We start from the raw sequence: 22,201 nt of genomic DNA on the forward strand, positions 1-22,201 counted from the left end.
ACTCGGGTCCTAGAACTCGGTGCGCTGGCCGCGGGCGGCGCGGCGTTCGGCGTGGCCGATCTGGTAGCGCCGGTTCTCGGTCGCGAGCAGCGTGATGAACGCACAGAGGCCCGCCATGATCGCCACCGCGGCGGATTCGTTCTGCCCGATCAACCGGGCCATCATCAGCCAGAAGAGGCCCCAAGCGAAGCCGATGGCCACCACGATCCGTCCCCGCTCGGACATGCAGAACGACACCGCGGCCCACGTGGCCCCGAGCAGCGCGACCACGCCCCACAGGCTCTCCGGCAGCAGCACGTCGATGCCGCGCGAGGTCAGCCAGACGCCCAGATTCATGGGTGCCACCACCAGCATCCATCCGAGGTACAGGCCCACGGGCGCGTCCACGAGGATCCGCTCCGTCCGGCTCCGGGCGGTGCGCAGGTTGAGCATGCGCAGTCCGTAGACGAGCAAACCCGTCGTGACGATGGAGATCCACAACGACGTCGAGACCATGCCGTTGCGTGCGGCCAGCAGCCACAGCGCGCCCAACACCCCGGCGCCGCCCGCGACGTAACCGAGCGACCGTTGTCGGGGCGAGGACCGTTGCGTGGGGTGCCACTGGAAGGCGGCGAAGGCCCCGAGGGCAAGGAAGACGACGCCCCAGAGGGCAAACGAATCGACTTCGATCGAGAGGAGCGCGACGTCCGGATGGAACGGGGAATCCGGTGTGGCATGGACGGTGGTTCCGCCGAACCAGCCCAGTGCCGGGAATCCGAGGAACAGTGTCAGTGCCGCGGCCACGGAGACGGCGACGCGGCGGTAGGCGTCCTGCCGGTTCTCGGCCGGGTCCGGGTCCGTGGACGGGAGGTTGTACGGGGGAATGTAGATCGGTTCCTCGTCCGGCTCCTCGACCCAGACGGGCTGCCGGTCCGGAAGTTCCTCCTCCTCGAGGAGGTCGTCGATGGGGCTTTGCGGAAGCGTGTGCGAGGTCTCGATCGCCTGGCGCGCTCTTTCGACGAGGGTGGCATGTTGGGCGGCCGAGGCCGCCCGTTCGGCTTCCTCGCGCTTCAGGAGCTCTTCTCGGGCGCGTTCCGCCGCGGCCCGTTCGGCCTCCAGCCGCTTCGTTTCGGCGCGTTCGGCCGCCGCGGCGCGGTCGGCGGCTTCCTGGGCGGCGCGGGCGCGTTCGCGCACCCGGCGGGCGGCGGCGCGCTCCCGCGAGCGTTCGGCCGCGGCGGCCCGGCGGCGCCCCATGGCGTCGGACAGTTGGACGCGCGTCGCAGCCCAGTCGGGCTGGTGCAGGTTGTCGAACCAGTCGCTGAGTCGCTTGGGGGAGCCCGACGCGTCGACGGCGGGGCGGCCCGTGCCCATGTGACGCGCGGCGGGCGGCCTGGAGGGGGTCGGTGGGGTCGTGGGCCGGGCGGGCTTGTCCTGGGCGGACTTGCCCTGTCGCGGCGCGTTTTTCGCCGGCGCCGTGGGGCGCGGCGCCTCAGGCGGAAGGGCGTGCGCGTCGGCGGTGGATCCGGGCGCCCTGGGCGCGTCGGAGGTTGCGGAGCCGACCGGCTGGCTCGAACGGAGCCGCTCGAGCGCCGACGAAGTCGCGGAGGTCCCCTCGCGCGTCTCAGCCATTGCCGTGCATCCCTTTCGATCGCGAGTGGAGGGCCATCAAACCCGCCAGAACCACACCGACTAGCGTACCCAATGCCATCCCGATCATGGCGGAGGCCCAAGAGGGAAGTCCGGTTGCCGTACCCGTGGCGTAACCCAGCGACACCATCCAAACCGCCCAGAGCGCGGCGCCCACACCCGACAACACGAGGAAAGGCGCCAGCGGCACGCCGGCGATCCCGGCGGCGGCGACGGAGGCCGTCCGACCGCCGGAGACGAACCTCACGCCCACCAATCCGGCATAGGTGGTTTCCCGTCCGACGCGGTTGACCAGCCGAATGGTGTTGCGGTGGATCCAACGACCCCAGGCGAACCGGTCGAACCAGCGCGTCAGGCCATGCCGGAACACCAGATAGAGGGCGATGTCGCCGACCCAGCAACCCGCGGCGGCCACCAGGGCGGCGGCGGGCAAAAGCAGGTGCCCCTCTGCCGCGAGCGGGCCGGCGCCGAGCACGAGCAGTTCCGACGGAAGCGGCGGCAGGAGCGCGTCCAGCGCGACCAGCACGAACGTCAGCGGGTAGTACCAGGATCCGAGGTCTCCGGAAAGGGCGGCGTCCAGGCTCACTCCGGCCGCTCGCGAAGCGTCTGCCCCGAACGGTACTCGACCTCCGCGCCGGAGAGCGGATCGGTGAACGCGATGGAGCGGGCGAGCAGTTGCAGGGGGCGCGCATGGTCGTCGGGGGCCTGGTCCAGCAGGGCGGGGTAGAACGCGTCGTTGAGGATCCCGCGTCCGAGCGCGGCCATGTGCACCCGCAGCTGGTGCGTCTTGCCGGTGTGCGGCTGGAGACGGAACAGCCCGACGTCGGTGCCCGCGTGCGTGCCCGCGCTCTTCCCGGTGCGCAGCAGCGAGATCCGGCTCTCGGCGTTCGGCGTCCCGGGCTCGACGACGGACAGCAGCGTGCCCTTCGTCTTGGCCATCCGGTTCCGGAAGACGACGGGACCGTCGTGGGCGGAACCGCCGGGGAGCGCGCTGACACACTCGTATTCCTTGCGGATCTGGCGCCTCTCGAACAGGATCTGGTACTTGCCGCGGGTGCGCGGGTTCGTAGAGAACAGGATGACGCCGGCCGTCGCGCGGTCCAGGCGGTGCATGGGAATCAGGTCGGGCAGGCCCAGCCGGTTGCGCAGCCTGACCAGGGCCGATTCCTGCACGAACCGGCCGCCCGGCGTCGTCGGCAGGAAATGCGGCTTGTCGACCACCAGCAGATCGTCGTCCCGATGCAGGATCGTTTCGGTGAACGGGATGGGTTCCTCCGCCGGCAGGTTCCGGTAGTACCAGAGGAACTCGTGCGGGCCCAGCGGGGTGTGCGCGTCGAGGGGACGGCCGCCGAGCCCCACCACCTCGCCGTCGTGGAACCGCCGGACGATCCCGTCCGGGTCGACATGGCCGAACCGGTGCAGGACGTAGTCCATAACCGTGTCCCATTCGCCGTCCCTGGGCAGGCGCAGTCGCGTCGCGTTGACGCCGTCGCGCACGGGGAGGGGGGATTGCATGGCCATCCCCCCAGTGTCCCACGGTGCGGCCGTGGCCCCGCGACGCCGGCGGGTCCGTTCAGCCCCCGACGTACGCGGCGAGGTGCTTGCCGGTGAGGGTGGAGCGGGCGGCCGACAGGTCCGCCGGCGTCCCCTCGAAGACGACCTTGCCGCCGTCGTGCCCGGCGCCCGGACCCAGGTCGATGATCCAGTCCGCGTGCGCCATCACGGCCTGGTGGTGCTCGATCACGATGACCGACTTGCCGGAGTCGACGAGTCGGTCGAGCAGGCCCAACAGGTTTTCGACGTCCGCGAGGTGCAGGCCGGAGGTCGGCTCGTCGAGGACGTAGACGTCGCCCTTTTCGGCCATCTGCGTGGCCAGCTTCACGCGTTGCCGCTCGCCGCCGGACAGCGTCGTGAGGGGCTGGCCGAGCGTGAGGTAGCCGAGCCCGACGTCGACGAGCCGGTCCAGGACCTTGTGCGCGGCCGGGGTGCGGGCGTGCCCGGAGCCGAAGAACGCCTCCGCCTCGGCCACGGACATCGCCAGGACCTCCGAGATATCGCGGCCGCCGAGGGTGTACTCCAGCACGGCGGCCTGGAAGCGCCGGCCCTCGCATTCTTCGCACGTGGACTCCACGGTCGCCATCACGCCGAGTTCGGTGAAGAGGACGCCCGCGCCGTTGCAGGTGGGGCAGGCGCCCTCGGAATTGGAGCTGAAAAGGGCCGGCTTCACGCCGTTGGCCTTGGCGAACGCCTTGCGGATCGGTTCGAGCAGTCCCGTGTAGGTTGCCGGGTTGCTGCGGCGCGAACCCTTGATCGCGGCCTGGTCGATGACGACGACGCCCTCGCGGCCGGCGACCGAGCCGTTGATCAGCGAGCTCTTGCCGGAACCCGCGACGCCGGTGACGACGCACAGGATGCCGAGGGGGATGTCGACGTCGACGCAGCGGAGGTTGTGTGTCGACGCGCCGCGTACCTCGAGGGCTCCCGCGGGCGCGCGCACGGAGTCCCTGAACCGGACCCGGTCGTCGAGGTGGCGCCCCGTGACGGTGTCGCTCGCGCGCAGGTCCTCCACGGTGCCCTCGAAGCAGACGCGGCCGCCCTCCGTGCCCGCGCCGGGGCCCAGATCGACGACGCGGTCCGCGATGGCGATCGTCTCCGGCTTGTGCTCGACGACGAGGACCGTGTTGCCCTTGTCGCGCAATCGCAGCAGCAACTGGTTCATGCGCTCGATGTCGTGGGGGTGGAGGCCAATGGTGGGCTCGTCGAAGACGTACGTGACGTCGGTGAGCGAGGACCCGAGGTGGCGGATCATCTTGGCGCGCTGGGCCTCGCCTCCGGAGAGCGTGCCGGCGGGCCGGTCCAGGGAGAGGTAGCCGAGGCCGATCTCGGCGAACGAGTCGAGCAGGTGTTGCAGGCCCCTCAACAGGGGAGCGACCGTGGGCTCCTCGAGGGTTCGGACCCAGGCGGCCAGGTCGCTGATCTGCATCGCGCACAGGTCGGCGATGCCCCGGCCCTGGATCTTCGCGGACCGGGCCTCGGGGCTCAGTCGCGTCCCGCCGCACTCGGGGCAGGCCTGGAACGTGATGGCCCGCTCGACGAACGCCCGGATGTGCGGCTGCATGGCCTCGACGTCCTTGGAGAGCATGGACTTCTGGATCTTCGGGATCACGCCCTCGAAGGTGAGGTTGATGCCCTCGACCTTGATCTTGGTCGGCTCCTTGTACAGGAGGTCGTCGAGTTCCTTCTTGCTGAACTTCGCGATGGGCTTGTCCATGTCGAAGCCGGCGCCGCTGAAGATACGGCCGTACCAGCCGTCCATGCTGTATCCGGGGATGGTCAGCGCGCCCTCGGCGAGGGACTTGTCGTCGTCGTACAGTGCGGTGAGGTCGAAGTCGGAGACCGCCCCCGTGCCTTCGCAACGCGGGCACATCCCGCCGAGGTAGACCACGTTGCGCACCACGCTCCGCTCGGTCCGTCCGCCCTTCTCGGTGCTCATCACCCCGCTGGCCTTGCGCGTGGGGACGTTGAAGGAGAACGCGGTCGGCGGGCCGACATACGGGGTTGCGAGCCGGCTGAACAGGATCCGTAGCATCGCGTTCGCGTCCGTGACCGTCCCGACCGTGGAACGCGGGTTGGCGCCCAGCCGTTCCTGGTCCACCAGGATGGCGGTGGTCAGCCCCTCGAGCGCGTCGACCTCGGGGCGCGCCAGCGAGGGCATGAAGCCCTGCACGAACGCGCTGTAGGTCTCGTTGATCATGCGCTGGGACTCGGCGGCGATCGTCCCGAAGACCAGGGAGCTCTTGCCGGAGCCGGACACCCCGGTGAACACCGTGAGCCGCCGCTTCGGAATATCGACGCTGACGTCCCTGAGGTTGTTCACCCGGGCGCCCTGCACGCGGATCACCGCGTGCGTGTCCGCGGCGTGGGGCACGGCGCCCGGGGCGTCCCTCGGCGCTGGCGTGCTCATCGCTGCTCCATCGTCGTGGCCCGGCACCGCCGGGCGCGGCTAGTCGTCGATACGGAAGCCTAGCTTGATCGCCACCTGCCAGTCGGCGACCTTGCCGTCGACGATGTGGCCGCGGATCTGCCCCACCTCGAACCAGTCCAGGTTGCGCAGGGTCTTGTTCGCCTGGGCCACGGCGTTGTCGACGGCCGCCTCGACGCCGTCCGGGGACGTGCCGACGATTTCGGAAACGCTGTACACGTGGTTCGCCATGGGAGATCCTCCAAGTATCGGCGGCCCCGACCTGCGCGGGGCCCGTTCGGCCAACCTACCGCCGCGGTGCGCGTCCGTCCATGGCCGTCCGCCGCCGGCGTCCGCGGTCCCCTCAGCGGGCCGTGCCCGCCGAGGCGGCCACGTTGCTCGGCAGCGACTGGCACTGGGGGCACCAGTAGAGGTCTGCCGTTTCGGTGAGCTCGTGGGCGATGTCCTGTCCGCAGCGCGGACACGGCCGCCCGGCGCGCCCGTAGACCCAGTGCGGTTCGGGATGCGCGGCCGGGGTGGTGACGCGGCGGGCGCTGTCCTTGTTGGCGTGCAGCAACTGGTGGGCCAGGTCGACGACTAGCCGCAGGTCCGGCACCTCGCTCACCGGAAGGTGCGGGTGCACGCGGGCGAGGAAGAGCATCTCGGACCGGAAGACGTTGCCGAGCCCGGCGATCAGCCGCTGGTCCACCAGCGCGTGGCCGATGGCCCGGTCCGGGCAGAGCAGCAACCGCCGCGTGGCCTCTTCGGCGTCCCAGTAGTGGCCCAGGGGGTCGGGACCCAGGTGTCCGACGACGGCGGGTTCCTCGACCGTGCGGATCACCTGCAGGGACGCCAGCTCGAAGCCGATGGCGTGGAAGTCGTTGTTCTTCAGGACGCACTTGGCCTTGAACGCCGGTGAGCGCCAGCGCTCGCCGGGGGCGTAGACGTCCCACCGCCCCTCGCCGGCGAGATCGCAGTGGATGCTCAGTTCACCCAGGCGGATGAGGAGGTGCTTGCCGCGGGAGACCACCGATCCCACGCGGGATCCCGCCAGGCTCAGGCCGATGTAACGTGGCACGCGGAAATCGGTCGAGCGCAGGACACGACCGGTCAGGGCCGCGTCCAGCATCCGCGCCATGCGGTGGACACTGTCTCCCTCAGCCAATGAACATCACGTCCTCGATTGCGGTTCCCCTACCTCTAGCAATCCTTGCATGAACGCGCACGTTGCGGGCGGGAAATGTCCGGCGGATCCTGTGGACGGCCGTGTTCGGGGTGCTCACAGGCGGAACCGGATGCCGCTGGGGGACGAATAGAAGCCCGCCTCCAGCAGCGCGGACCCGAGCGCCGAATCCAGGATCGGCAACCCGTTGGCCCGTTCCATGGACATCTTGTCCACCCGGGCGGTCCGCAGCGCGGCGACCAGCGCGCGGGACGCGGCGGCGAGGGCGCCGGCGTCGTTCCCGAACGCCAGCACGGTCTTGCCGCCTCGCTCGACGTACAGGCACAGCGCCCCATCCACCAGCACGACGACGGCGCCCGCCTTCCGCCCGGGGCGGTGGCCCGTGGCCGCGGGGGAGTCCGGGGACGCCTCCAGAGAGGGCCACGGGAGGGCGGCCCCGTACGGGTTCGCCGGATCGGTGGCGGCCAGGGCGACGCCTGCCGGAACCCGGCCGGGCGTCCCGGCGGAGGAACCGGCGCCTCCCGCCGCGGAATCCGCCGCGTGGACCGCGTCGAGGTCGGTGTCCCGAGTGTGGCCGCGGAGCCGGTCGACCGTCGCCGGGACGGAGAACTGGGCCGCCCCGAGGCGTTCGATGAAGTAGCCGCGGCGGGTCCGCCCGGATTCCTCCAGCCGGCTCAGGACCCGGTACAGCAGCCCGAACCCCCCGGGGACGTCCTCGGCCATCACGGAGCCGCGCGTCAGCACGCCGTAGCGGTCCAACAGGTACTCCGCCGTGGCGTGGGCCCGCAGTGTGGGGTCCGCCTCCGGCTCGGGCAGCCGCGACCAGCGCCCGGCGGCCCCGGGCAGCGAAGGCGTGGCGAGCGCGGCAGCGCCGGGCCGCAGTCCCGCCCCGCGTGCCTCGGTGGCGAGGCCGGCGTCGTGCATTCCGGGTCCGCGCATGCCGCGGAGCCGGCCGATGCGGGCCGCGCGGGCGCGGGGAGCGCCGACGCGCTGCTTGTGCGCGGTCCGTCCCCCACCCAGCAGGCCGCGGACCGGGGCGAAGGTATCGTTCCCGACGAGGCCGGCCCACACCAGTTCCCAGAGCGCGCCGAGGATGTCCACGTCGTTCAGGGCGGGGTGGGCTTCCCGCACCGGTTCGGCCAGCTGCCGGAAGAAATAGCCACCTCCCGTGCCGAGGACGTCCAGCAGGGATCGGTGCACCGCGCCCGGCTCGAAACCCGTCTGCGGGGTCAGCGTCAGCGGCGCGTGTTCGGCCAGGTGCAACGACACCCAGCCGTCGTTTCCCGCCAGGCCGCCCGCCCCGGACCACAGCACTTCGCCGGTGGCCATGAGCTCGTCGAGCATCGCCGGCTGGTAGTCCCGGACGCGCGCCGGCAGCACGAACGTCTCCCAGGCGCTCGCCGGGACCGGGACGCCGGAGAGCTGGTCGATCACGGTCGCGACCCCGTCGATGCCGCGCAGGTTCTCGCCGACGAACTGCCATTTGGGGAGGAACCGCCCGTAGGTGTCGGTGTCCACGGGCTCGACCTCGGCCCGGAGCGCGGCCAGGGAACGGCGGCGGATCTTCCGCAGGACCTCGGCGTCGCACCATTCGCTGGGCGCCGGGCGCGCGGCGTCGTCCGTCTGCGCGGTTTCGGTGGGCCGGAACTCGCCCTCGACGACGCGGCCCTCCGTGCCCAGCCGCCGCAACACCGAGAGCACGACGGCGGTGCCCAGTCCCAGCCGCTCCGCCGCCTCGGCGGCGGTGAACGGGCCGTGGGTGCGGGCGAAGCGTCCGACGAGGTCCCCGAGCGGGTCCGCGACCGGCTCGATGAAGGCCAGCGGCACGCCGATCGGCAGGGGGACCCCCAGCGCGTCGCGCAGCCGGGAGGCGTCCTCGATCGCGGCGTGCACCTGCCGGCCCGCGACGTTGACGGTCAGGGCGCGGTTCGCGCGCACCAGCGCCCGGACGTGGGCCTCGGCGCCCCCCGACCCCGGATCGGGGTGGAGCCGGCGGTCGATGTCCCCGGCCCCGAGCGGGCCCAAGAGGCGCAGCAGGTCCGCGGTGCCCTCGAGGCCCTTGAGTTTGCGGTCCTCGGTGAGCCGCTGGAGTTCGGCCTCCGTGCGGGCGATCACCGCCGGGTCCAGGAGCTCGCGGAGTTCGGCTCGGCCCAGCAGGTCGTTCAGCAGCCCGGGGTCCAGCGACAGGGCGGCGGCGCGGCGCTCTGCCAGCGGGGAATCGCCCTCGTAGAGGAACTGGGCGACGTAGCCGAACAGCAGGGACTGCGCGAACGGCGACGGTTGGCGGGTGGTGGTCTCCAGAATCCGGAGCTCGCGCTTGCCGATGGCCGCGGCGATGGCGCGCAGCGCCGGGAGGTCGTACACGTCCTGGAGGCACTCGCGGACGGTCTCGAGGATGATCGGGAACGTCGGGTACTTCCGGGCGACGTCCAGCAGTTGGGCCGACCGCTGGCGCTGCTGCCACAGGGGCGTCCGCTTGGCGGGGTTCTGCCGCGGGAGCAGGAGAGCCCGCGCCGCGCACTCGCGGAAGCGCGAGGCGAACAGCGCGGAGCCGCCCACCTCCGCGGTGACGATCGCGTCGAGCTCGTCCTCCTCGAACAGGAACAGCTCGGCACCGGGCGGTTCGTCCTCCATCATCGGGACGCGGAGCACGATCCCGTCGTCCGCCGCCATGGCGGAGCCGTCCAGGCCGTAGCGCTGGTGCAGGCGCGCGCCGACGGCCAGGGCCCAGGGGGCGTGCACGGGCAGGCCGAAGGGGGAATGCAGCACCACGCGCCAGTCGCCGAGCTCGTCCTGGAAGCGCTCGACCACCAGCGTCGTGTCGTTCGGGACCACGGTCGTGGCCTCTTGCTGTTCGCGCAGGTAGGCGGTGACGTTGGCGGCCGCCCACGCGTCCAGGCCCGCGGCCGCGAGGCGGGCGCCGGCGTCGTCCGGGGTGGAGGCGGCGAGCTCGCGCCGGAAGGCCCCGAGGGCCCGCCCGAGCTCCACGGGGCGGCCCAGGGAGTCGCCCTTCCAGAACGGGAGCTTGCCCGGTTGGCCGAAAGCTGGGGAGACCAGGACGCGGTCGTGCGTGATGTCCTCGATCTTCCAGCTGGTGGCGCCCAGGGCAAACACATCACCCACGCGCGACTCGTAGACCATCTCCTCGTCCAGCTCGCCCACGCGCCGTCCGCCCTTGGCGGCGTCCTCGGAACCGACGAGGAAGACGCCGAACAACCCACGGTCGGGGATGGTGCCTCCGCTGGTCACCGCGAGCCGCTGGGCGCCGGGGCGGCCGAGGATGGTGCCGGCGCCGCGGTCCCAGACGATCCGCGGTCGCAGCTCCGCGAACTCGTCGGACGGGTACTTGCCGGCCAGCAGGTCCAGCGTCGCCTCAAACGCGGAGCGCGGCAGGGACGCGAACGGCGCCGAGCGGCGGACGACGTCGAACCACTCCTCCGCGTCGACGGAGCCGAGCGCCGTGGCCGCGACCGTCTGCTGCGCGAGGATGTCCAGCGGGTTCGCGGGGATGGACAGCGGTTCGATGCCGCCGGCGCGCATGCGTTCGACCGTCACCGTGGTGTTGACCAGGTCCCCGCGGTGCTTGGGAAAAAAGACGCCCTGGGAGACCTCGCCGACCTGGTGTCCGGCGCGGCCCACGCGCTGCAGGCCCGAGGCCACCGAGTTCGGGGATTCGACCTGGACCACGAGATCGACCAGGCCCATGTCGATGCCGAGCTCGAGGGACGACGTCGCGACGACGCAGCGCAGGCGGCCGGACTTCAGGTCGTCCTCGATCTGGGCGCGCTGGTCCTTGGACACCGAGCCGTGGTGGGCGCGCGCGAGGAGCGGCTCGGCGCCGGACGTCGAGCCCGCCTGCGCCATCAGTTCCGCGGGCGGGCCGTTCCGCGGGGTCGGTGCGTTCCCCGGCTCGGTCCCGGGCCCGGTCCCCGGCGCGGTGTCCGGCCGTACCCACGGATCGTCCGGGCCCGCCATCGCGCGCTGTTCGTGGATCTCGTTCAGCCGGGCCGTGAGGCGCTCGGCGAGCCGCCGCGAGTTGGCGAAGACGATCGTGGACCGGTTCGCCTCGATCAGGTCGACGATCTTTTCCTCGACGTGGGGCCAGATGCTGGCCTGGGGCTGCAGCCCGGACGCCGGCCCGAGGTCGTGGGCGGCCGCGGCCGCGGGCAGGTCCGTCATGTCCTCCACCGGGACGGTGACCGTAAGGTCCCACCGCTTGGTGGACGGCGGGGCGACGATCCGGACGGGCCGGGCGCCGCCGAGGAACCGGGCCACCTCCTCGCGGGGCTCGACGGTGGCGGAGAGCCCGATCCGCTGGGCGTGTTTAGGCAGCAGCGCGTCGAGGCGCTCGAGCGACACGGCCAGGTGGGCGCCGCGCTTGGTCCCGGCGACGGCGTGGACCTCGTCCAGGATCACGGTGTCGACGGCCGCGAGCGTCTCGCGGGCCCGGGAGGTCAGCATCAGGAACAGCGACTCCGGGGTGGTGATCAGGATGTCCGGAGGCCGGGTGAGCAGGCGGCGGCGGTCCGCGGGCGGCGTGTCCCCGGAACGGACGCCGACCGTGATCTCCGGGGCGGGCAGCCCCAGCCGGGCGGCGGTCTGGGTGATGCCGATCAGCGGGGACCGGAGGTTCCGCTCCACGTCCACGCCGAGGGCCTTCAGCGGGGAGATGTACAGGACGCGCGTTATGCGTCGCGGGGCCTTCTCGGGTTCCGGCCGGTTGTTCGACTCGCGGATAAAGGAGTCCAGCGCCCAGAGGAACGCCGAGAGCGTCTTGCCGGATCCGGTCGGGGCGACCACCAGCGCGTTGTCTCCGGCCGAGACCGCGTCCCAGGCACCCAACTGCGCCTCGGTCGGCGCGGCAAAGGCACCCCTGAACCATTCGCGGGTGGCCGGGGTGAAGCGGTCCAGCACCGAGGTTGCGGTCGACTCTTTGGCCATCGGCCTTAGCCTACGCCGCGCCCCCGACGGGTTGGGTGGCCTACTCCTCGGGCTCGGCGTCCGACTCCGTGCCCGACTCCGAATCGAGCGTGGGCTCCTCCTCGGGCAGTTCGTAGGGGCCGACCTCGAGCAGGGGGACCGACGTCGAGGCGCAGGCGGTGGCGCTGCGCTTGATGTAGTTGGTTTCGCCCCCGTCCCGCAGTGCGACGGCGAGCAGGGTCGCCTCGGTGGGGCGGCAGTCCGCGGGATCGATTTTCCCCGCCTGGCGTTCGCGCACGGTGGCCGTGACGGTCGCTTCGGGCGCGACGACCATCTCGGGAGCCGGCGTTCCCGCGTTTTGGGCCGGGGCGCCGACGATCAGGCCCTCGTTCACCTGGTGGGTGACGATCGGGTGCCCGGCGAGGGTGCAGGCGTCACCTTGGTTCGTGATGTGCAGGGAGCGCGTGGTGCCGCCGGCGTCGGCGCCGCCGTCGAGGTCCTCCAGCGCGACCTCGAAGTTCATCGCGCTGCAGGGTTCGTCCGCGGAAGGCGTCGAAGTGTCGGCCGCCGAGCCGGACGAGGAAGCGGCCGACGACGGCGAGGGAGCCGGCGTCGTACTCGTTGAAGGGGAGGACGGCGTGGCCGAACCCGACCCGTTCGAGGAGGTCCCGGCGTCGGGCCCGGGGGCCGAGCATCCGGCCAGGGCGAGGGCCGGGATGGTCAGTGCGGCCGCGATCAGGGTCAGTGGACGCCGTGTCATGGTGCTGCCTTCCTCGAAGGGATGTGTTCCCGTACCACCACGCTACCCGCGCCGGCCGGCACCTCCCGGACTATTCGTGGTGGTACGGGCGTCCCGCGGCGATCTCCTGCGCGCGGTAGAGCTGCTCGGCGAGGATCAGCCGGACCAGCTGGTGCGGGAAGACCAGCTTGGAGAGGCTCCAGACGAAGTCGGCGCGCCGGTGGACGGAGTCGTCGACCCCGTAGGCGCCGCCGATGGCCAGGACGACGTTCCGCGAGGCGTCGAGCGGCGCCCGCAGGGTGCCGGCGAGGCCGGGCGAGTCGATGTTTTTGCCGCGCTCGTCGAGGAGGACGAGGAAGTCGCGCTCGCCGACCTTGGCGAGGATGCGCTCGGATTCCTCGGTGCGCGCGGCCGTGCCCTCCCGGGAGGAGTGGGGGAGGAGTTGCCACGCGAGGTCGAACGGTTTCTTCATGCGCTTGTCGTAGCGTCCGATCCCCTCGGCCACCCAGGATTCGTGCTTCTTGCCTATGGCGATGATCTTCAGGGACATGGGTCTATCCTTTCAGGAATGCGAATCGAACCGGTGACCGCTTGGTTGCGGACGACGTTGGGGAAGCTCCCCACGGGGCTGGGGCCGTACGGCGCGATGTGGATCACGCTCCTGATCGGCGGGGCCTTCGTCGTGGCGTTGGCGGCCGTGGCCGCGGAGGTCTACGAGTCGGTCGCGGAGGACAACGGCGTCGCCGGGGTGGACCGGCCGCTGCTGAGCTGGATGATCGGCCTGCGGACGCCCGAACTGAGTTCGGCGACCACGATGTTCACGCACGTCGGCGGGACCATCGGCATGCCGGCCCTGGCCGTGGTGGTGATCGCCGTGCTGTCCCGGGTGAGCAGGTCGTGGCGCCCGCTGATCCTGGTGGGGATCACGGCGCTCGGGTCCCTGGCGATGACGGTGGTGGGCAAGAACGTGATTGGCCGTGCGCGGCCGGACCTGGCCGACGCCGTTCCCCCGTACGAGGCATCGCCGTCGTTCCCGAGCGGGCACACCCTGAACGCGACGGCGATCATCGCCGTGATCGCGTACCTGTGCTGCCTGGAGATCGACTCCACGCTGGGCCGGGTTGCGGTGATCCTGGGCTGCTCGCTGTTTGTGGTGCTGATGGGGATCAGCAGGGTGTTCCTGGGCCACCATTGGTTCACGGACGTCGCGGCGGCGTGGGCGCTGGGGTTGGCGTGGGCCGCCTTGGTGGTGTTGGCGCACCGCGTGTTCCGCACCGTGCGCAGCGTCCGGCGGGAGCGCGGACTCCCGGCGTCCGGGGCGGGCGCCCTGGAGACACGCGCGGATTGATGTTTTACAAAAACGTGACCGAATAGTACTGTCGTGCCATCTCTTCGCTAACCCAACGGCGCGAGACAAGCACAGAGATGCCCCTGCCGACTGAGACCGGCAGGGGCATTGTGCTGTCCGGCCGCCGCGCATCCGTGGCTGTGCGGCGGCCGGATCGGTTTGGCGTGGCAGGAGAAAAGCCCCCGGATCCACCTGAAACAGGGGAAACGGGGGCCTTTCTGGCTGGCGGTGACGGTGGGATTTGAAACCTTATCCGGGGCCTATGCTGGCGTGGAAATCCCCTAGATTCTGTGGAAACTCATCACCGGGGGTCATGCTGAATCACGTGCTTTTAGGTGTAAGTGTGGGCAAAATGTGGGCACAGATCCTGCCCACTAGCACTTGCCTGGCAGGTGCTATAACAGGTGTTAGCCGGTGACGCGGTGCATCACGGCCTCCTTGTGGTGGGGACGCCCGAGGACCTTGTGAGTCTCGACGTCACCCTCCACCTCGTACTTCTTCCCGTCCCAGTAGATCGCGCCTGAGGAGCCCAGGACGACGCCGCGGGGGAGGAAGGCCCGGTAGCGGGTTTCGACCAGCTGACCGGCGGCTACGGTCTCGGAGCTGGCGAGGGGCTGCACGTCGGCGCGGTGCGTCGTGCGGATCTCCTCGGTGATCGGGTTGCCGTAGTCGTCGTACTCCCCGGTTTCGATGAGTTCCACCGTTTCGATCCGGTCGTGGAAGATCACGCGGACCTCTTCCGGTAGCGGTTCAGCACGAACGTCTCCGCGAGGGACCAGCCTTGAAAGCCGCGTCCCAGCCGGGTCCCGCCGACGCTGTAGTCGATCTGCTCGGGGTTGGCGAGGAGACGGGCGGTGGCGGTGGTGATGACGGCGGCGACCTCGTCGTTGGGCTCCGTGAGGGTGAAGCCTCCGCTGCGGGTGTAGGCGCGTGCCATGGCGGTGGTGATGACCAGGTGCTCCCCGGCCAGGGCGACAAGCTCTGTGTTGTCGCCCTGGCCCAGGAAGTCGGCCACGTCTTGTCCGGTGACCGTTGCCATGGTTAGACCGCTGGCTTCGTCAGGACGACGACGCCCTCGGGGTGCAGCAGCCCGAGGTCGTAGCGGGTGACCACGCGGATGGCCTGCTGGTCGTACTCGGCGAAACGCTCGGAGAGCACGGTCACGGACGGGTCAATGTCGCGGACGACGGCGACCTGTGCCATGTCGGCAAGTACGGCCTTGCCGGTGGCGAGCTTGTTTGTCACGGTGACCGGGACGCCGAAGAGGCGGTAGGTCGTGCCGGCGGTGATGTCCGACTCCAGCAGGTACTTGCCGTTGACGTCCTTGAGCTTGCGGACGGTGAAGAAGTCGGCGCCCGACATGAACCAGCGGTTCGGGTTGACTTCGGCAGCGGCTGCGAGGGCGAGGGCGTCCAGGAACGAGTCGGCGTTGGCGGCGTCGAGGACGCCGGTCTGCACGCCGGGCTGGTTGATGAGCCCGGTCACCGTGTTGACTGCACCGTCGCCGGTCAGGAGCGCGGTGTCCAGCTTGTCAGCCACGTCCTTGACGATGCGGGCCTTGAGGACCGAGTCGAGGCCGACGTTGGACTGGCGGGCCATCTCGTTGGAGAACTTGGTCAGCGCCTTGATGGACTTGCGGTCCGAGGGCATGAGCTTGATTTCACCGAACGAGACGTCAGAGTCGGGGATGAGCCCGTTTTCGGCGACCCAGGACGGGTCGGTGGAGCCGGTCAGCGTGGGGATGCGCAGCGGTTCCGAGGAATCGAAGATGCGGGGGCCGGCTGCGAGGACGACGGATGCGGCCTCAAGCGGTTCGACCAGGATGTTGGCGACCTGTTCGCGGATGAGTGGGGCGCCGGTCGTGGTGTCGAGTGTCATTGCGGTTCCTAACGTGAAAGGGAGTGTGGTTTTCACGCTGGCCGCCGGGACGAGCGAAGGGGACGAGCACCAGGCCCGTCCCCTTCAGTGTATCACATACCCCGGGGGGTATCAGTCCTGAGATCGAATGTCGCCACATTCGGTGACGATGATCTGTTTGTCCACGGTGTTGCGGGCACGCATACGGAGCTCAAACATGTGCGAAATACTCTTCAGGAACGCGTATGGGTCCACGTCGTGAAGGAGCAGGTCGCACACGGGAATGTGTCCATGCTCTTTCATGAGGCGATCAAACACATTGCCGTCACCCTCAGGGACCTGTTCCATGTCGACGGCAACGATATGAAGGTTGTGGCTCGATTCGCCGCCGCCAATGTCGAAACCAACGACGAGCCACTTGTCTTCATCGATTCCCGCGACACTGAGAGGGCTCTCTCCCGTCTTTTTTTCATCCAGCTGAGCAGTGCCTACATAGTCTGGATAAGTTACTTCGGCTTCGCGCCACACGTATGGTTCCAAGGTTGCCTCCTAGCTGGCGCGGGCTCGGAGTAGCCCGGCGAGATCTACGGTATCGGAGGCCCCCGACACGATGCCCTGACCAACGTTGCCGCGTGGGGTCCGGCTGCCGAGGTGGGGGCGGTCAGTGAGCAGGCTCTGGATAGCCTCATTGAGCGCGTCCGGGTCGTCCAGGTGGGACTCGTTGAACGGGAGGTCCCGGGCGTCCGCGAGCTTGCCCGTGGCGGTGACCAGCGCGGTGTGCAGTCGCTCGGCGAGGTCGTCGGCCCGCTTGGCGCGGTCGCGGTAGCCTGCGGACTCCTTCCGCAGCTTCTCCACGTAGTCGCGGGGGAACGTCTCGGCGGTGTCTGTAGCGTCCTCTGTGGGCGCCTCGGGGGCCTCAACGGCCTCCGGTGCCTCTGTGGCGTCTGCGGCCGCCTGTGGCGTCTCTGTGGACGTCTCAGGGGTGGTTGCGGATTCTTCGGTGGTAGACATATCTACTAGCCCTTCATTTCGACGGGTGTTTGGATGCATTGGCACCCTCGGTGGTGGTACATATCGACGGAGACCGGCATGACGGCATCCGCGAGGTCCTGGCACATGTCACATGCGCCCGGGTTGGGGACGCGGACCCATAGCTCCACGCCTCGGTCCTGCATCCCCTTGCTGTAGGCGTCCTGCATCGAGGAGAGCGCGAACGCGGACCCCATGGTCCCGATGGCTGCGGACGGGCCGCGGGTGAACGCCTCGGAGCCCAGCGTCTCCTCCACCGAACGGCCCGCGCCCTCGGTGGGGTCCAGCAGGTCCCCGGTCGCCACGACGATGGAGCCCATGAGCGCGGTCAGGGACGCGGACAGTGCTGCATCCGCGACCGCCGCGCCTTTCGCCCCGTAGCGGGCCAGCGCAGCCGCCGCCAGCGCCTTGAATTGGGCCTCGGTGATGTCCCCGGCGTCCCAGCGTTCCCAGAGCGCCACGACGGCGTCCTGAGCCTGCCCGCTGAGCGTGCCCATGACGTCGTGCAGGGTCATGGCAGCAGCGCCGTGAGGTCGGTGCCGGCGGTGTCTAGGGCCTCGGCGCGACGTGCTCCACGGATCGCGGTAACCTCGTCGTCCGAGTAGCCCAGACGTGCCAGCGCATAGGACGCGGGGAGCAGCCCGGTCTGGTAGAGCTTGACCACGGCGTCCGCCTCTTGGGCGATTGACCGTGTCGCGGGATCTGCCCAAGTGACGCGGACCCGGGCCTGCTCAGGATCGGTGCCGGTGCGGACGGCGTGAGCCAACCTGGCGACGTCCTCCCACGCCCGCCCAAACACCTGTTGCCGCTGCTCGGCGCGTGCGGTCAGGGATGCCTCGGCGGCGCGCAGTGCGTCAGCGGACGGCGGGGAGTTCGAGGTCACGCCGACGTAGTGCGCGGGGAGCCCAGAGACGGCCTGCATCTGTTCCACGATCACTTGGATGGCGGACCTGTAGCTGGCAAGGTCGGCGGCTGGCAGCTGGCCGAACTTCGCGCCCGGGTCCTCGGCAATCATCATGCGGTTGCCCTCGGGGAACGGGTTCACCGTGGCGACTTCGCCGGTCGGGTTGCCCGCCTCGTCCAGGACCTCCTCCTCCACCAGCTCCACGCCGGAAGCCCAGCGCCGGGGACGGGCGTAGTACTCGGAACCGACCATCATGTCCGAGAGCAGCTTGTTCAGCGCGTCCTGCAACGGCACCAAGTCGGTGAGTTCCGAGACGCCGCCGTCCAGCAGCCGGTCGTTGTTCTTCAGCTCCACGATCGGAGGGACGCCCAGCGGGTTGCCCAGCACCTCCACCACCGCCATGGCCGGTCCCGTTGCGCCCTTGTGATTGGCGCGCAGCCGGGTGATGGTGTCGGCCTCGTACAGCACGGCCTCGGTCGTCGTCTTCGTCTCCCACCGCTTCACGCCCGCCATGATCTTGCGGGTGCCCGGGTCGCGGATCACGGCCACCTGACGGGCGGACTCGACACTGATCGAGGGCTGCCCCGCCTCGTCAGCCCAGACGATGACGAACGCGGAGCCCAGGATGAACGCCTCCCGGTGCGCCACGGATGCGACCTGGTCAAGGTCGTTGCGGATCCAGTCCTCCCAGAGGTCCGGCGCCGGGACGCCGTCGATGGTAAAGCCGGTGACGCGGAGACGTTCGGCCAGTGACGTGACCGCCAGCCGGCAGAGATTCGAGCCCATGGTGCCGAACCGTTCGCCCAGCGCCTCCCGCGCCTCGGGGGAGAGAAAGGTCAAGGGCGAGTTGCCCCGGTAGTAGGTATCGAGGCGGGCGTACTTGGCCTCGCTCTCGTCCAGTTTCTGCATGAGACCAGTCAAAACATCGATCATTTAAAGCTCCCAACTTTCCGTTTCTTCTGCTTTCGCATTGCCCGCCATGTGGCCCGTGAATGGGCCATCACCGCGCAGGCCGCCAGGTCGATGTGCCGGGAACTACCACGGCGCGACTTGTCGAGGCGAACACCACGGACGGTCTCCAGGACCACCGCGTTTCCGATGTGCCGCCCAAAGTCCGGGTTACCGGAATGGGTCAGTGCACCGTTGATGCAAGCCGAGTAAAAATCTGTTGTGGCCGGCGTGATGCGCGACGTCGACCACGGGAATTCCACGATCGGGAGTCCCTCTTTTTCGAGTACCTGCAAGGTCCGGGTCCAGCGGAACGGGTCGGCGATAATCTCCACCACGTTCCACCGCTTGCACGCCGCCCGGATGGTGTCCTCCACGGCCTCCACGGGGACGCGGTAGGCCGGATCACCGACAGGCGGCTCCCACAGCCCCACAACGTCCATGTGCGGCTGCATACCCACCGTCGCCACCAGCACCGCCGTGGCATCGGAGTTGAACGAACCATCCAGGGCCACAACGACGTCGGCACCATCAGGCACGTCCTCTCCCGTGCTCAGTGCCTCCCACTTCCCATCGGGAAGAAACGCGCCCGTCGTCTCTGTGACGAACTGGCACAACCGGGCACGCCTAAACGTGGACTCCCGAGTCTTCGGAGGTAGCAGCGCCATAATCGCGTCACGGTGCAAAAAGTCATCCAACGCCGGATTAGCCAACTCCAGGCAGTGCAAACAGTCAGCCGGGTGATGCTCAAATCCAGCCGCCGAAAACTCCCGCCACACCAGTGATGCATCCTCGGGGTGAGCCCGTGCGTAATCCCGCAAATTGGTCAGCACCGAATCGTGAGGATCAGGACCGGGCGTGCCGATACCGATCATCGTCGATTGAGCGCGCTTACCCTGAGCCAGCGCGATAACCTCCCACACGTCCTTATTAACGACGCCGATTTCATCGACAATCGCCAGTGTCGGATCAAGCCCCTCCAAGGACTTCGGAGACGCCGGCAAGCACTGGAACGTTGCACCACGGCCAGGAACCACCAGCCGGTCTGCGTAGACCTGCACCCGTGATTCCAATTCCTCGGAAAGTTCCACCATGCGCGCCGCCGTCTTGAACACGATCCCCGCCTGTCGCTCATCCACAGCAGCAACCACAACCGACGCGCCCTCTTCCCCCAACATCAGGTCGTAGAGCCCCAGCGCGGCCACCAGCGTGCTCTTGCCCTGGCCCCGTGGCATCATCCATCCAGCAGTGCGCGGACGCTGCGCCGGATTCAGCACAGAACCCACCAAATCCACCTGCCAAGGCCGCAACTTCATCGGCCTCAGCGCGCCCGTACCCTTCGGAGTAAAGATGAATTTCTCCGTGAAACGAGCGAACCGATCAGCCCCCAACGCACGGGTGCCAAATACCAGCGGATCTTCATTTACTGAGGCTTTCTTCCCCGGCCTAATGAGAATCACCCGCAATACTTGCGCTGTTGGCCTGACCGGCGCGGGTCGCGGCGCCGATGGTTGACCTCATCCCCCCAGGTCGTGCTGAGCCTCGGTCGTTGTTGCATGCCTGACAGACGACATCGATGTCCTGTAGCCGGATTGGCAGTCCCTTCGCCTTCCGTTCCCATGCCTCGGGGGAGTGGTCAGCGGTGAGCCTGTCGGGAGTCCCGCAGTCGGTGCACCATGGCTGGATACGTCGCGCCCGTTCGGACAAGACCCTCCAACGTCGGTCGTAACCTCTTTCGGAGGCGTTGACCTTCACGCTCTTGCGCGTGTACTTGGCATCGTGCGCGGTCTGGCAGTCGGTGCACCGTGCGTTGGAGCCGGGTTCGCCGCACGCGATGCACGGCTTCAGCGACACTGCTCCTCCTTGAGTGCGGCGAGGCTGCTCTCGGCGGCAAGGGCGCGCCGCTGCCATGACCGGGTGAATGCCCTGAAGTCCTCCAGCTTCTCCCGTACCGCGCCGTGGGAGGCCGGATCGGTGTACTGAAGCTTGGTCATGGCGAGCGCGAAGCGGTGGTTGATTCGGTTGGTCATTTGCTTGTCCTTTCACGGGCGCGGTACAAGGCAAGCTCAGCTTCAGCCGCTGCCAGCCTGGTTTCCTTGAGGTCACGTAGTTCTTCTTCGAGGGCGTCGATGCGCCGTTCGAGCTTGCCGATGATCCATTGCCTGTTCTTCGCCATGGTGCGCCAGTAGCTCGCAGGCTTCGGGCCGGGGTCGGTCATGATGCCTTCCTGAATTCTTGAGGAGTTCGCAGGTGCCCCGGGACGGCGGGCCAACCACTGGCGTCGAGGCCGGGTGACCGTTGCCACTGCCCGGGGTCAGACGGATCTTCCGATGAAGGAGTCACTGGAACCTGTTGTTCCTGCTGTGTAGTTACTTCTTCATCAATGACCCGTCCTGTCCTGTCCCTTTCGGTTGTCGACTCGCTTAGCGAATGGGTTTCCGTAACCGAGTGGCTAACCGATTGGGTTGCGTCCTCCGTGCGTTCCCTTGTCGCCTTGGCCGGGCGCCCGCCCTTCTTCCCGTTGCTCCGGTTGGCTTCCTGTTGTTTCAGGACTTCCTCCCGGAGGCGCTGGTATTGGGCATGGTGGCGGATGATGTAGCTGTCTCCCGCATCCGACCACCAGCCGGTGGCGACGAGTTCGGCGACGGCCTCGGGATGCTTGGCGAACCTGCGGACGTCACTCTTGGGGAGTCGGCAGTCGAGGAGCTTTCTCCCGTTCCAGGTCAGTCCCTCGGTGTGCAGACGGAACGCGGCGTCCGAGAGTGTCCAGCAGTCATCCGCGAAGTCGTCGGAGAGTTTCGCCCAGCTCACGGAGCCTCCCGTCCGTTGGTTGGTTCGCGCCGTAGCGACGTTCGGCCCGCGTCGACGTTCCGCGCTACCGCGTTTCCGGTCGGGTCGGCATAGCCGAGCGCGTGACTGAGTGCGTCGGCGTCCATGGCCGTAACGCGGGTCAGGTTGCGCTCACACCATGACCGGGACTTGCCGGCAACAACCTGGTGCAGCAAGTCGACGGCGTCTCGCTTCGACGCTCCACGGATCGCCGCCAGGAGCTCGACGGAGTTCTCCGGTTGCTTCCCTCCAACCGTGGGCTGGTAGGTGCTGGGGTGGGGTGCCGTCCTCATTCGGCGTCCGTCGTGGGCAGCGGCTCCTCGGGTGCGCCGGCGGCGTCCGTCAGTAGGTGGCGACGAAGCAGTTCGGAGGGCATGATCCCGAGGCGTCCGGCCTCGTCCCCGAGCTGGCGGACGGTCATGGATTGGAGGCTGGCGGGCAGTATGGTGGACATATCCGTTTCCTTGCTATGGGTTTCGGTGGTGGAGGCCGTGACGTGTTCTTTGGCGAGAGCGTCACGGTCTTCTGTTGTCTCCGGTTCGCCGCAGTAGTAGCAGCTCCCGGGCCGGTAGTCGGTTCCCCAGGTATCGGGCCAGATGTACTGGCAGGCGTCACCGGAGCGCGATCCGCAGCTCATGCGGACACCCCGGTCTGCTGGCGTGTCTGTTCGGCCAACCACGCATCAATGTCTGACTGGCGATAGCGAACGGCCTTCCCGCCTAACTTGATGAACTTGGGGCCGATCCCCCTGTATCGCATTTGCGCGAGTGCGCCCGTTGTGGTGCCGAAATATCCGGCCAAAACGAGCGGGGAAATGAGTTCCTCCGTCATGCCGTCCTCCTCTTGGTTCAGTGCTG

Annotated in this window: 24 protein-coding genes; 1 reads left to right on the forward strand and 23 read right to left on the reverse strand. The window is 68.9% G+C overall.

Annotated elements, in window-relative coordinates; translation table 11 throughout:
• Nucleotides 1-9 precede the first annotated feature (9 nt).
• The 9 genes from AC0QSG_RS15035 to AC0QSG_RS15075 all read right to left on the reverse strand — a co-directional run bounded on the left by AC0QSG_RS15035 (nucleotide 10) and on the right by AC0QSG_RS15075 (nucleotide 12,979).
• The gene (locus tag AC0QSG_RS15035; RefSeq protein WP_475375980.1) at nucleotides 10-1,608 is read right to left on the reverse strand and encodes a hypothetical protein; all 1,599 of its coding nucleotides are present in this window, start codon (nucleotides 1,606-1,608) and stop codon (nucleotides 10-12) included.
• Nucleotides 1,601-2,212: a DedA family protein gene (locus tag AC0QSG_RS15040; protein ID WP_435728755.1), complete on the reverse strand. Its 612-nt coding sequence runs from the start codon at nucleotides 2,210-2,212 to the stop codon at nucleotides 1,601-1,603. Before AC0QSG_RS15040 ends, AC0QSG_RS15035 begins: the two co-directional genes overlap by 8 nt.
• Nucleotides 2,209-3,141, reverse strand: a complete 933-nt coding sequence (locus tag AC0QSG_RS15045) for a pseudouridine synthase (protein ID WP_475375981.1) — start codon at nucleotides 3,139-3,141, stop codon at nucleotides 2,209-2,211. Before AC0QSG_RS15045 ends, AC0QSG_RS15040 begins: the two co-directional genes overlap by 4 nt.
• Nucleotides 3,142-3,199: 58 nt before the next feature.
• A complete protein-coding gene (locus tag AC0QSG_RS15050; RefSeq protein WP_475375982.1) occupies nucleotides 3,200-5,590 on the reverse strand; it encodes an ATP-binding cassette domain-containing protein in 2,391 nt (796 codons plus the stop codon).
• Between the two features lie 39 nt (nucleotides 5,591-5,629).
• Nucleotides 5,630-5,839 carry a dodecin gene (locus AC0QSG_RS15055; protein ID WP_435728752.1) on the reverse strand — a complete coding sequence of 70 codons (210 nt, stop codon included), beginning with the start codon at nucleotides 5,837-5,839 and terminating at the stop codon, nucleotides 5,630-5,632.
• A gap of 112 nt (nucleotides 5,840-5,951) precedes the next feature.
• Entirely contained in the window at nucleotides 5,952-6,725 is a 774-nt protein-coding gene (locus AC0QSG_RS15060; protein WP_475375983.1) for an Fpg/Nei family DNA glycosylase, read from the reverse strand.
• A 141-nt stretch (nucleotides 6,726-6,866) separates the two neighbouring features.
• The gene (locus AC0QSG_RS15065; protein WP_475375984.1) at nucleotides 6,867-11,711 is read right to left on the reverse strand and encodes an ATP-dependent helicase; all 4,845 of its coding nucleotides are present in this window, start codon (nucleotides 11,709-11,711) and stop codon (nucleotides 6,867-6,869) included.
• Nucleotides 11,712-11,751: 40 nt separating this feature from the next.
• Nucleotides 11,752-12,450 (reverse strand): DUF4232 domain-containing protein, encoded by a 699-nt coding sequence (locus AC0QSG_RS15070; RefSeq protein WP_475375985.1) that lies wholly within the window; start codon nucleotides 12,448-12,450, stop codon nucleotides 11,752-11,754.
• A 70-nt stretch (nucleotides 12,451-12,520) separates the two neighbouring features.
• Entirely contained in the window at nucleotides 12,521-12,979 is a 459-nt protein-coding gene (locus AC0QSG_RS15075; protein ID WP_435728748.1) for a 23S rRNA (pseudouridine(1915)-N(3))-methyltransferase RlmH, read from the reverse strand.
• An 18-nt stretch (nucleotides 12,980-12,997) separates the two neighbouring features.
• On the opposite strand from AC0QSG_RS15075, the gene AC0QSG_RS15080 reads away from it, so the two are divergent.
• Nucleotides 12,998-13,777, forward strand: a complete 780-nt coding sequence (locus AC0QSG_RS15080; RefSeq protein ID WP_475375986.1) for a phosphatase PAP2 family protein — start codon at nucleotides 12,998-13,000, stop codon at nucleotides 13,775-13,777.
• A gap of 407 nt (nucleotides 13,778-14,184) precedes the next feature.
• On the opposite strand, the gene AC0QSG_RS15085 is transcribed toward AC0QSG_RS15080, so the two are convergent.
• The 14 genes from AC0QSG_RS15085 to AC0QSG_RS15150 form a co-directional block, all read right to left on the reverse strand.
• The gene (locus tag AC0QSG_RS15085) at nucleotides 14,185-14,505 is read right to left on the reverse strand and encodes a hypothetical protein (protein WP_475375987.1); all 321 of its coding nucleotides are present in this window, start codon (nucleotides 14,503-14,505) and stop codon (nucleotides 14,185-14,187) included.
• On the reverse strand, nucleotides 14,502-14,816 hold the full coding sequence (locus AC0QSG_RS15090; protein ID WP_475375988.1) for a hypothetical protein: 315 nt from the start codon (nucleotides 14,814-14,816) through the stop codon (nucleotides 14,502-14,504). Before AC0QSG_RS15090 ends, AC0QSG_RS15085 begins: the two co-directional genes overlap by 4 nt.
• A 2-nt stretch (nucleotides 14,817-14,818) precedes the next feature.
• On the reverse strand, nucleotides 14,819-15,655 hold the full coding sequence (locus tag AC0QSG_RS15095) for a phage major capsid protein (protein WP_475375989.1): 837 nt from the start codon (nucleotides 15,653-15,655) through the stop codon (nucleotides 14,819-14,821).
• Nucleotides 15,656-15,766: 111 nt separating this feature from the next.
• On the reverse strand, nucleotides 15,767-16,174 hold the full coding sequence (locus tag AC0QSG_RS15100) for a hypothetical protein (RefSeq protein WP_475375990.1): 408 nt from the start codon (nucleotides 16,172-16,174) through the stop codon (nucleotides 15,767-15,769).
• 9 nt (nucleotides 16,175-16,183) lie between these two features.
• Nucleotides 16,184-16,645 carry a hypothetical protein gene (locus AC0QSG_RS15105; protein WP_475375991.1) on the reverse strand — a complete coding sequence of 154 codons (462 nt, stop codon included), beginning with the start codon at nucleotides 16,643-16,645 and terminating at the stop codon, nucleotides 16,184-16,186.
• A 5-nt stretch (nucleotides 16,646-16,650) separates the two neighbouring features.
• Nucleotides 16,651-17,178 (reverse strand): hypothetical protein, encoded by a 528-nt coding sequence (locus AC0QSG_RS15110; RefSeq protein WP_475375992.1) that lies wholly within the window; start codon nucleotides 17,176-17,178, stop codon nucleotides 16,651-16,653.
• Entirely contained in the window at nucleotides 17,175-18,500 is a 1,326-nt protein-coding gene (locus AC0QSG_RS15115) for a phage portal protein (RefSeq protein ID WP_475375993.1), read from the reverse strand. Before AC0QSG_RS15115 ends, AC0QSG_RS15110 begins: the two co-directional genes overlap by 4 nt.
• Entirely contained in the window at nucleotides 18,497-19,975 is a 1,479-nt protein-coding gene (locus tag AC0QSG_RS15120; RefSeq protein WP_475375994.1) for a terminase large subunit domain-containing protein, read from the reverse strand. The genes AC0QSG_RS15115 and AC0QSG_RS15120 overlap by 4 nt, the downstream gene beginning before the upstream one ends.
• A gap of 384 nt (nucleotides 19,976-20,359) precedes the next feature.
• Nucleotides 20,360-20,545 carry a hypothetical protein gene (locus AC0QSG_RS15125; protein ID WP_475375995.1) on the reverse strand — a complete coding sequence of 62 codons (186 nt, stop codon included), beginning with the start codon at nucleotides 20,543-20,545 and terminating at the stop codon, nucleotides 20,360-20,362.
• Nucleotides 20,542-20,733 carry a hypothetical protein gene (locus tag AC0QSG_RS15130; protein ID WP_475375996.1) on the reverse strand — a complete coding sequence of 64 codons (192 nt, stop codon included), beginning with the start codon at nucleotides 20,731-20,733 and terminating at the stop codon, nucleotides 20,542-20,544. Before AC0QSG_RS15130 ends, AC0QSG_RS15125 begins: the two co-directional genes overlap by 4 nt.
• On the reverse strand, nucleotides 20,730-21,326 hold the full coding sequence (locus AC0QSG_RS15135) for a hypothetical protein (RefSeq protein ID WP_475375997.1): 597 nt from the start codon (nucleotides 21,324-21,326) through the stop codon (nucleotides 20,730-20,732). The genes AC0QSG_RS15130 and AC0QSG_RS15135 overlap by 4 nt, the downstream gene beginning before the upstream one ends.
• Nucleotides 21,323-21,637, reverse strand: coding sequence for a hypothetical protein (locus tag AC0QSG_RS15140; protein WP_475375998.1), 315 nt, complete (start codon nucleotides 21,635-21,637; stop codon nucleotides 21,323-21,325). The genes AC0QSG_RS15135 and AC0QSG_RS15140 overlap by 4 nt, the downstream gene beginning before the upstream one ends.
• Nucleotides 21,634-21,981, reverse strand: coding sequence for a hypothetical protein (locus AC0QSG_RS15145; RefSeq protein ID WP_475375999.1), 348 nt, complete (start codon nucleotides 21,979-21,981; stop codon nucleotides 21,634-21,636). The genes AC0QSG_RS15140 and AC0QSG_RS15145 overlap by 4 nt, the downstream gene beginning before the upstream one ends.
• On the reverse strand, nucleotides 21,978-22,175 hold the full coding sequence (locus tag AC0QSG_RS15150) for a helix-turn-helix transcriptional regulator (protein WP_475376000.1): 198 nt from the start codon (nucleotides 22,173-22,175) through the stop codon (nucleotides 21,978-21,980). Before AC0QSG_RS15150 ends, AC0QSG_RS15145 begins: the two co-directional genes overlap by 4 nt.
• Nucleotides 22,176-22,201 lie beyond the last annotated feature (26 nt).

The sequence above is a fragment of the Arthrobacter sp. LT660 genome, from assembly GCF_056172845.1.

Excerpts from the sequence above, each read along its gene's own strand:
- AC0QSG_RS15035 (WP_475375980.1), bottom strand. The coding sequence starts at position 1,608 with ATGGCTGAGACGCGCGAGGGGACCTCCGCGACTTCGTCGGCGCTCGAG.
- AC0QSG_RS15045 (WP_475375981.1), bottom strand. The coding sequence starts at position 3,141 with ATGCAATCCCCCCTCCCCGTGCGCGACGGCGTCAACGCGACGCGACTG.
- AC0QSG_RS15050 (WP_475375982.1), bottom strand. The coding sequence starts at position 5,590 with ATGAGCACGCCAGCGCCGAGGGACGCCCCGGGCGCCGTGCCCCACGCC.
- AC0QSG_RS15055 (WP_435728752.1), bottom strand. The coding sequence starts at position 5,839 with ATGGCGAACCACGTGTACAGCGTTTCCGAAATCGTCGGCACGTCCCCG.
- AC0QSG_RS15060 (WP_475375983.1), bottom strand. The coding sequence starts at position 6,725 with ATGGCGCGGATGCTGGACGCGGCCCTGACCGGTCGTGTCCTGCGCTCG.
- AC0QSG_RS15065 (WP_475375984.1), bottom strand. The coding sequence starts at position 11,711 with ATGGCCAAAGAGTCGACCGCAACCTCGGTGCTGGACCGCTTCACCCCG.
- AC0QSG_RS15070 (WP_475375985.1), bottom strand. The coding sequence starts at position 12,450 with ATGACACGGCGTCCACTGACCCTGATCGCGGCCGCACTGACCATCCCG.
- AC0QSG_RS15075 (WP_435728748.1), bottom strand. The coding sequence starts at position 12,979 with ATGTCCCTGAAGATCATCGCCATAGGCAAGAAGCACGAATCCTGGGTG.
- AC0QSG_RS15080 (WP_475375986.1), top strand. The coding sequence starts at position 12,998 with ATGCGAATCGAACCGGTGACCGCTTGGTTGCGGACGACGTTGGGGAAG.
- AC0QSG_RS15090 (WP_475375988.1), bottom strand. The coding sequence starts at position 14,816 with ATGGCAACGGTCACCGGACAAGACGTGGCCGACTTCCTGGGCCAGGGC.
- AC0QSG_RS15095 (WP_475375989.1), bottom strand. The coding sequence starts at position 15,655 with ATGACACTCGACACCACGACCGGCGCCCCACTCATCCGCGAACAGGTC.
- AC0QSG_RS15105 (WP_475375991.1), bottom strand. The coding sequence starts at position 16,645 with ATGTCTACCACCGAAGAATCCGCAACCACCCCTGAGACGTCCACAGAG.
- AC0QSG_RS15110 (WP_475375992.1), bottom strand. The coding sequence starts at position 17,178 with ATGACCCTGCACGACGTCATGGGCACGCTCAGCGGGCAGGCTCAGGAC.
- AC0QSG_RS15115 (WP_475375993.1), bottom strand. The coding sequence starts at position 18,500 with ATGATCGATGTTTTGACTGGTCTCATGCAGAAACTGGACGAGAGCGAG.
- AC0QSG_RS15125 (WP_475375995.1), bottom strand. The coding sequence starts at position 20,545 with ATGACCAACCGAATCAACCACCGCTTCGCGCTCGCCATGACCAAGCTT.
- AC0QSG_RS15130 (WP_475375996.1), bottom strand. The coding sequence starts at position 20,733 with ATGACCGACCCCGGCCCGAAGCCTGCGAGCTACTGGCGCACCATGGCG.
- AC0QSG_RS15140 (WP_475375998.1), bottom strand. The coding sequence starts at position 21,637 with ATGAGGACGGCACCCCACCCCAGCACCTACCAGCCCACGGTTGGAGGG.
- AC0QSG_RS15145 (WP_475375999.1), bottom strand. The coding sequence starts at position 21,981 with ATGAGCTGCGGATCGCGCTCCGGTGACGCCTGCCAGTACATCTGGCCC.
- AC0QSG_RS15150 (WP_475376000.1), bottom strand. The coding sequence starts at position 22,175 with ATGACGGAGGAACTCATTTCCCCGCTCGTTTTGGCCGGATATTTCGGC.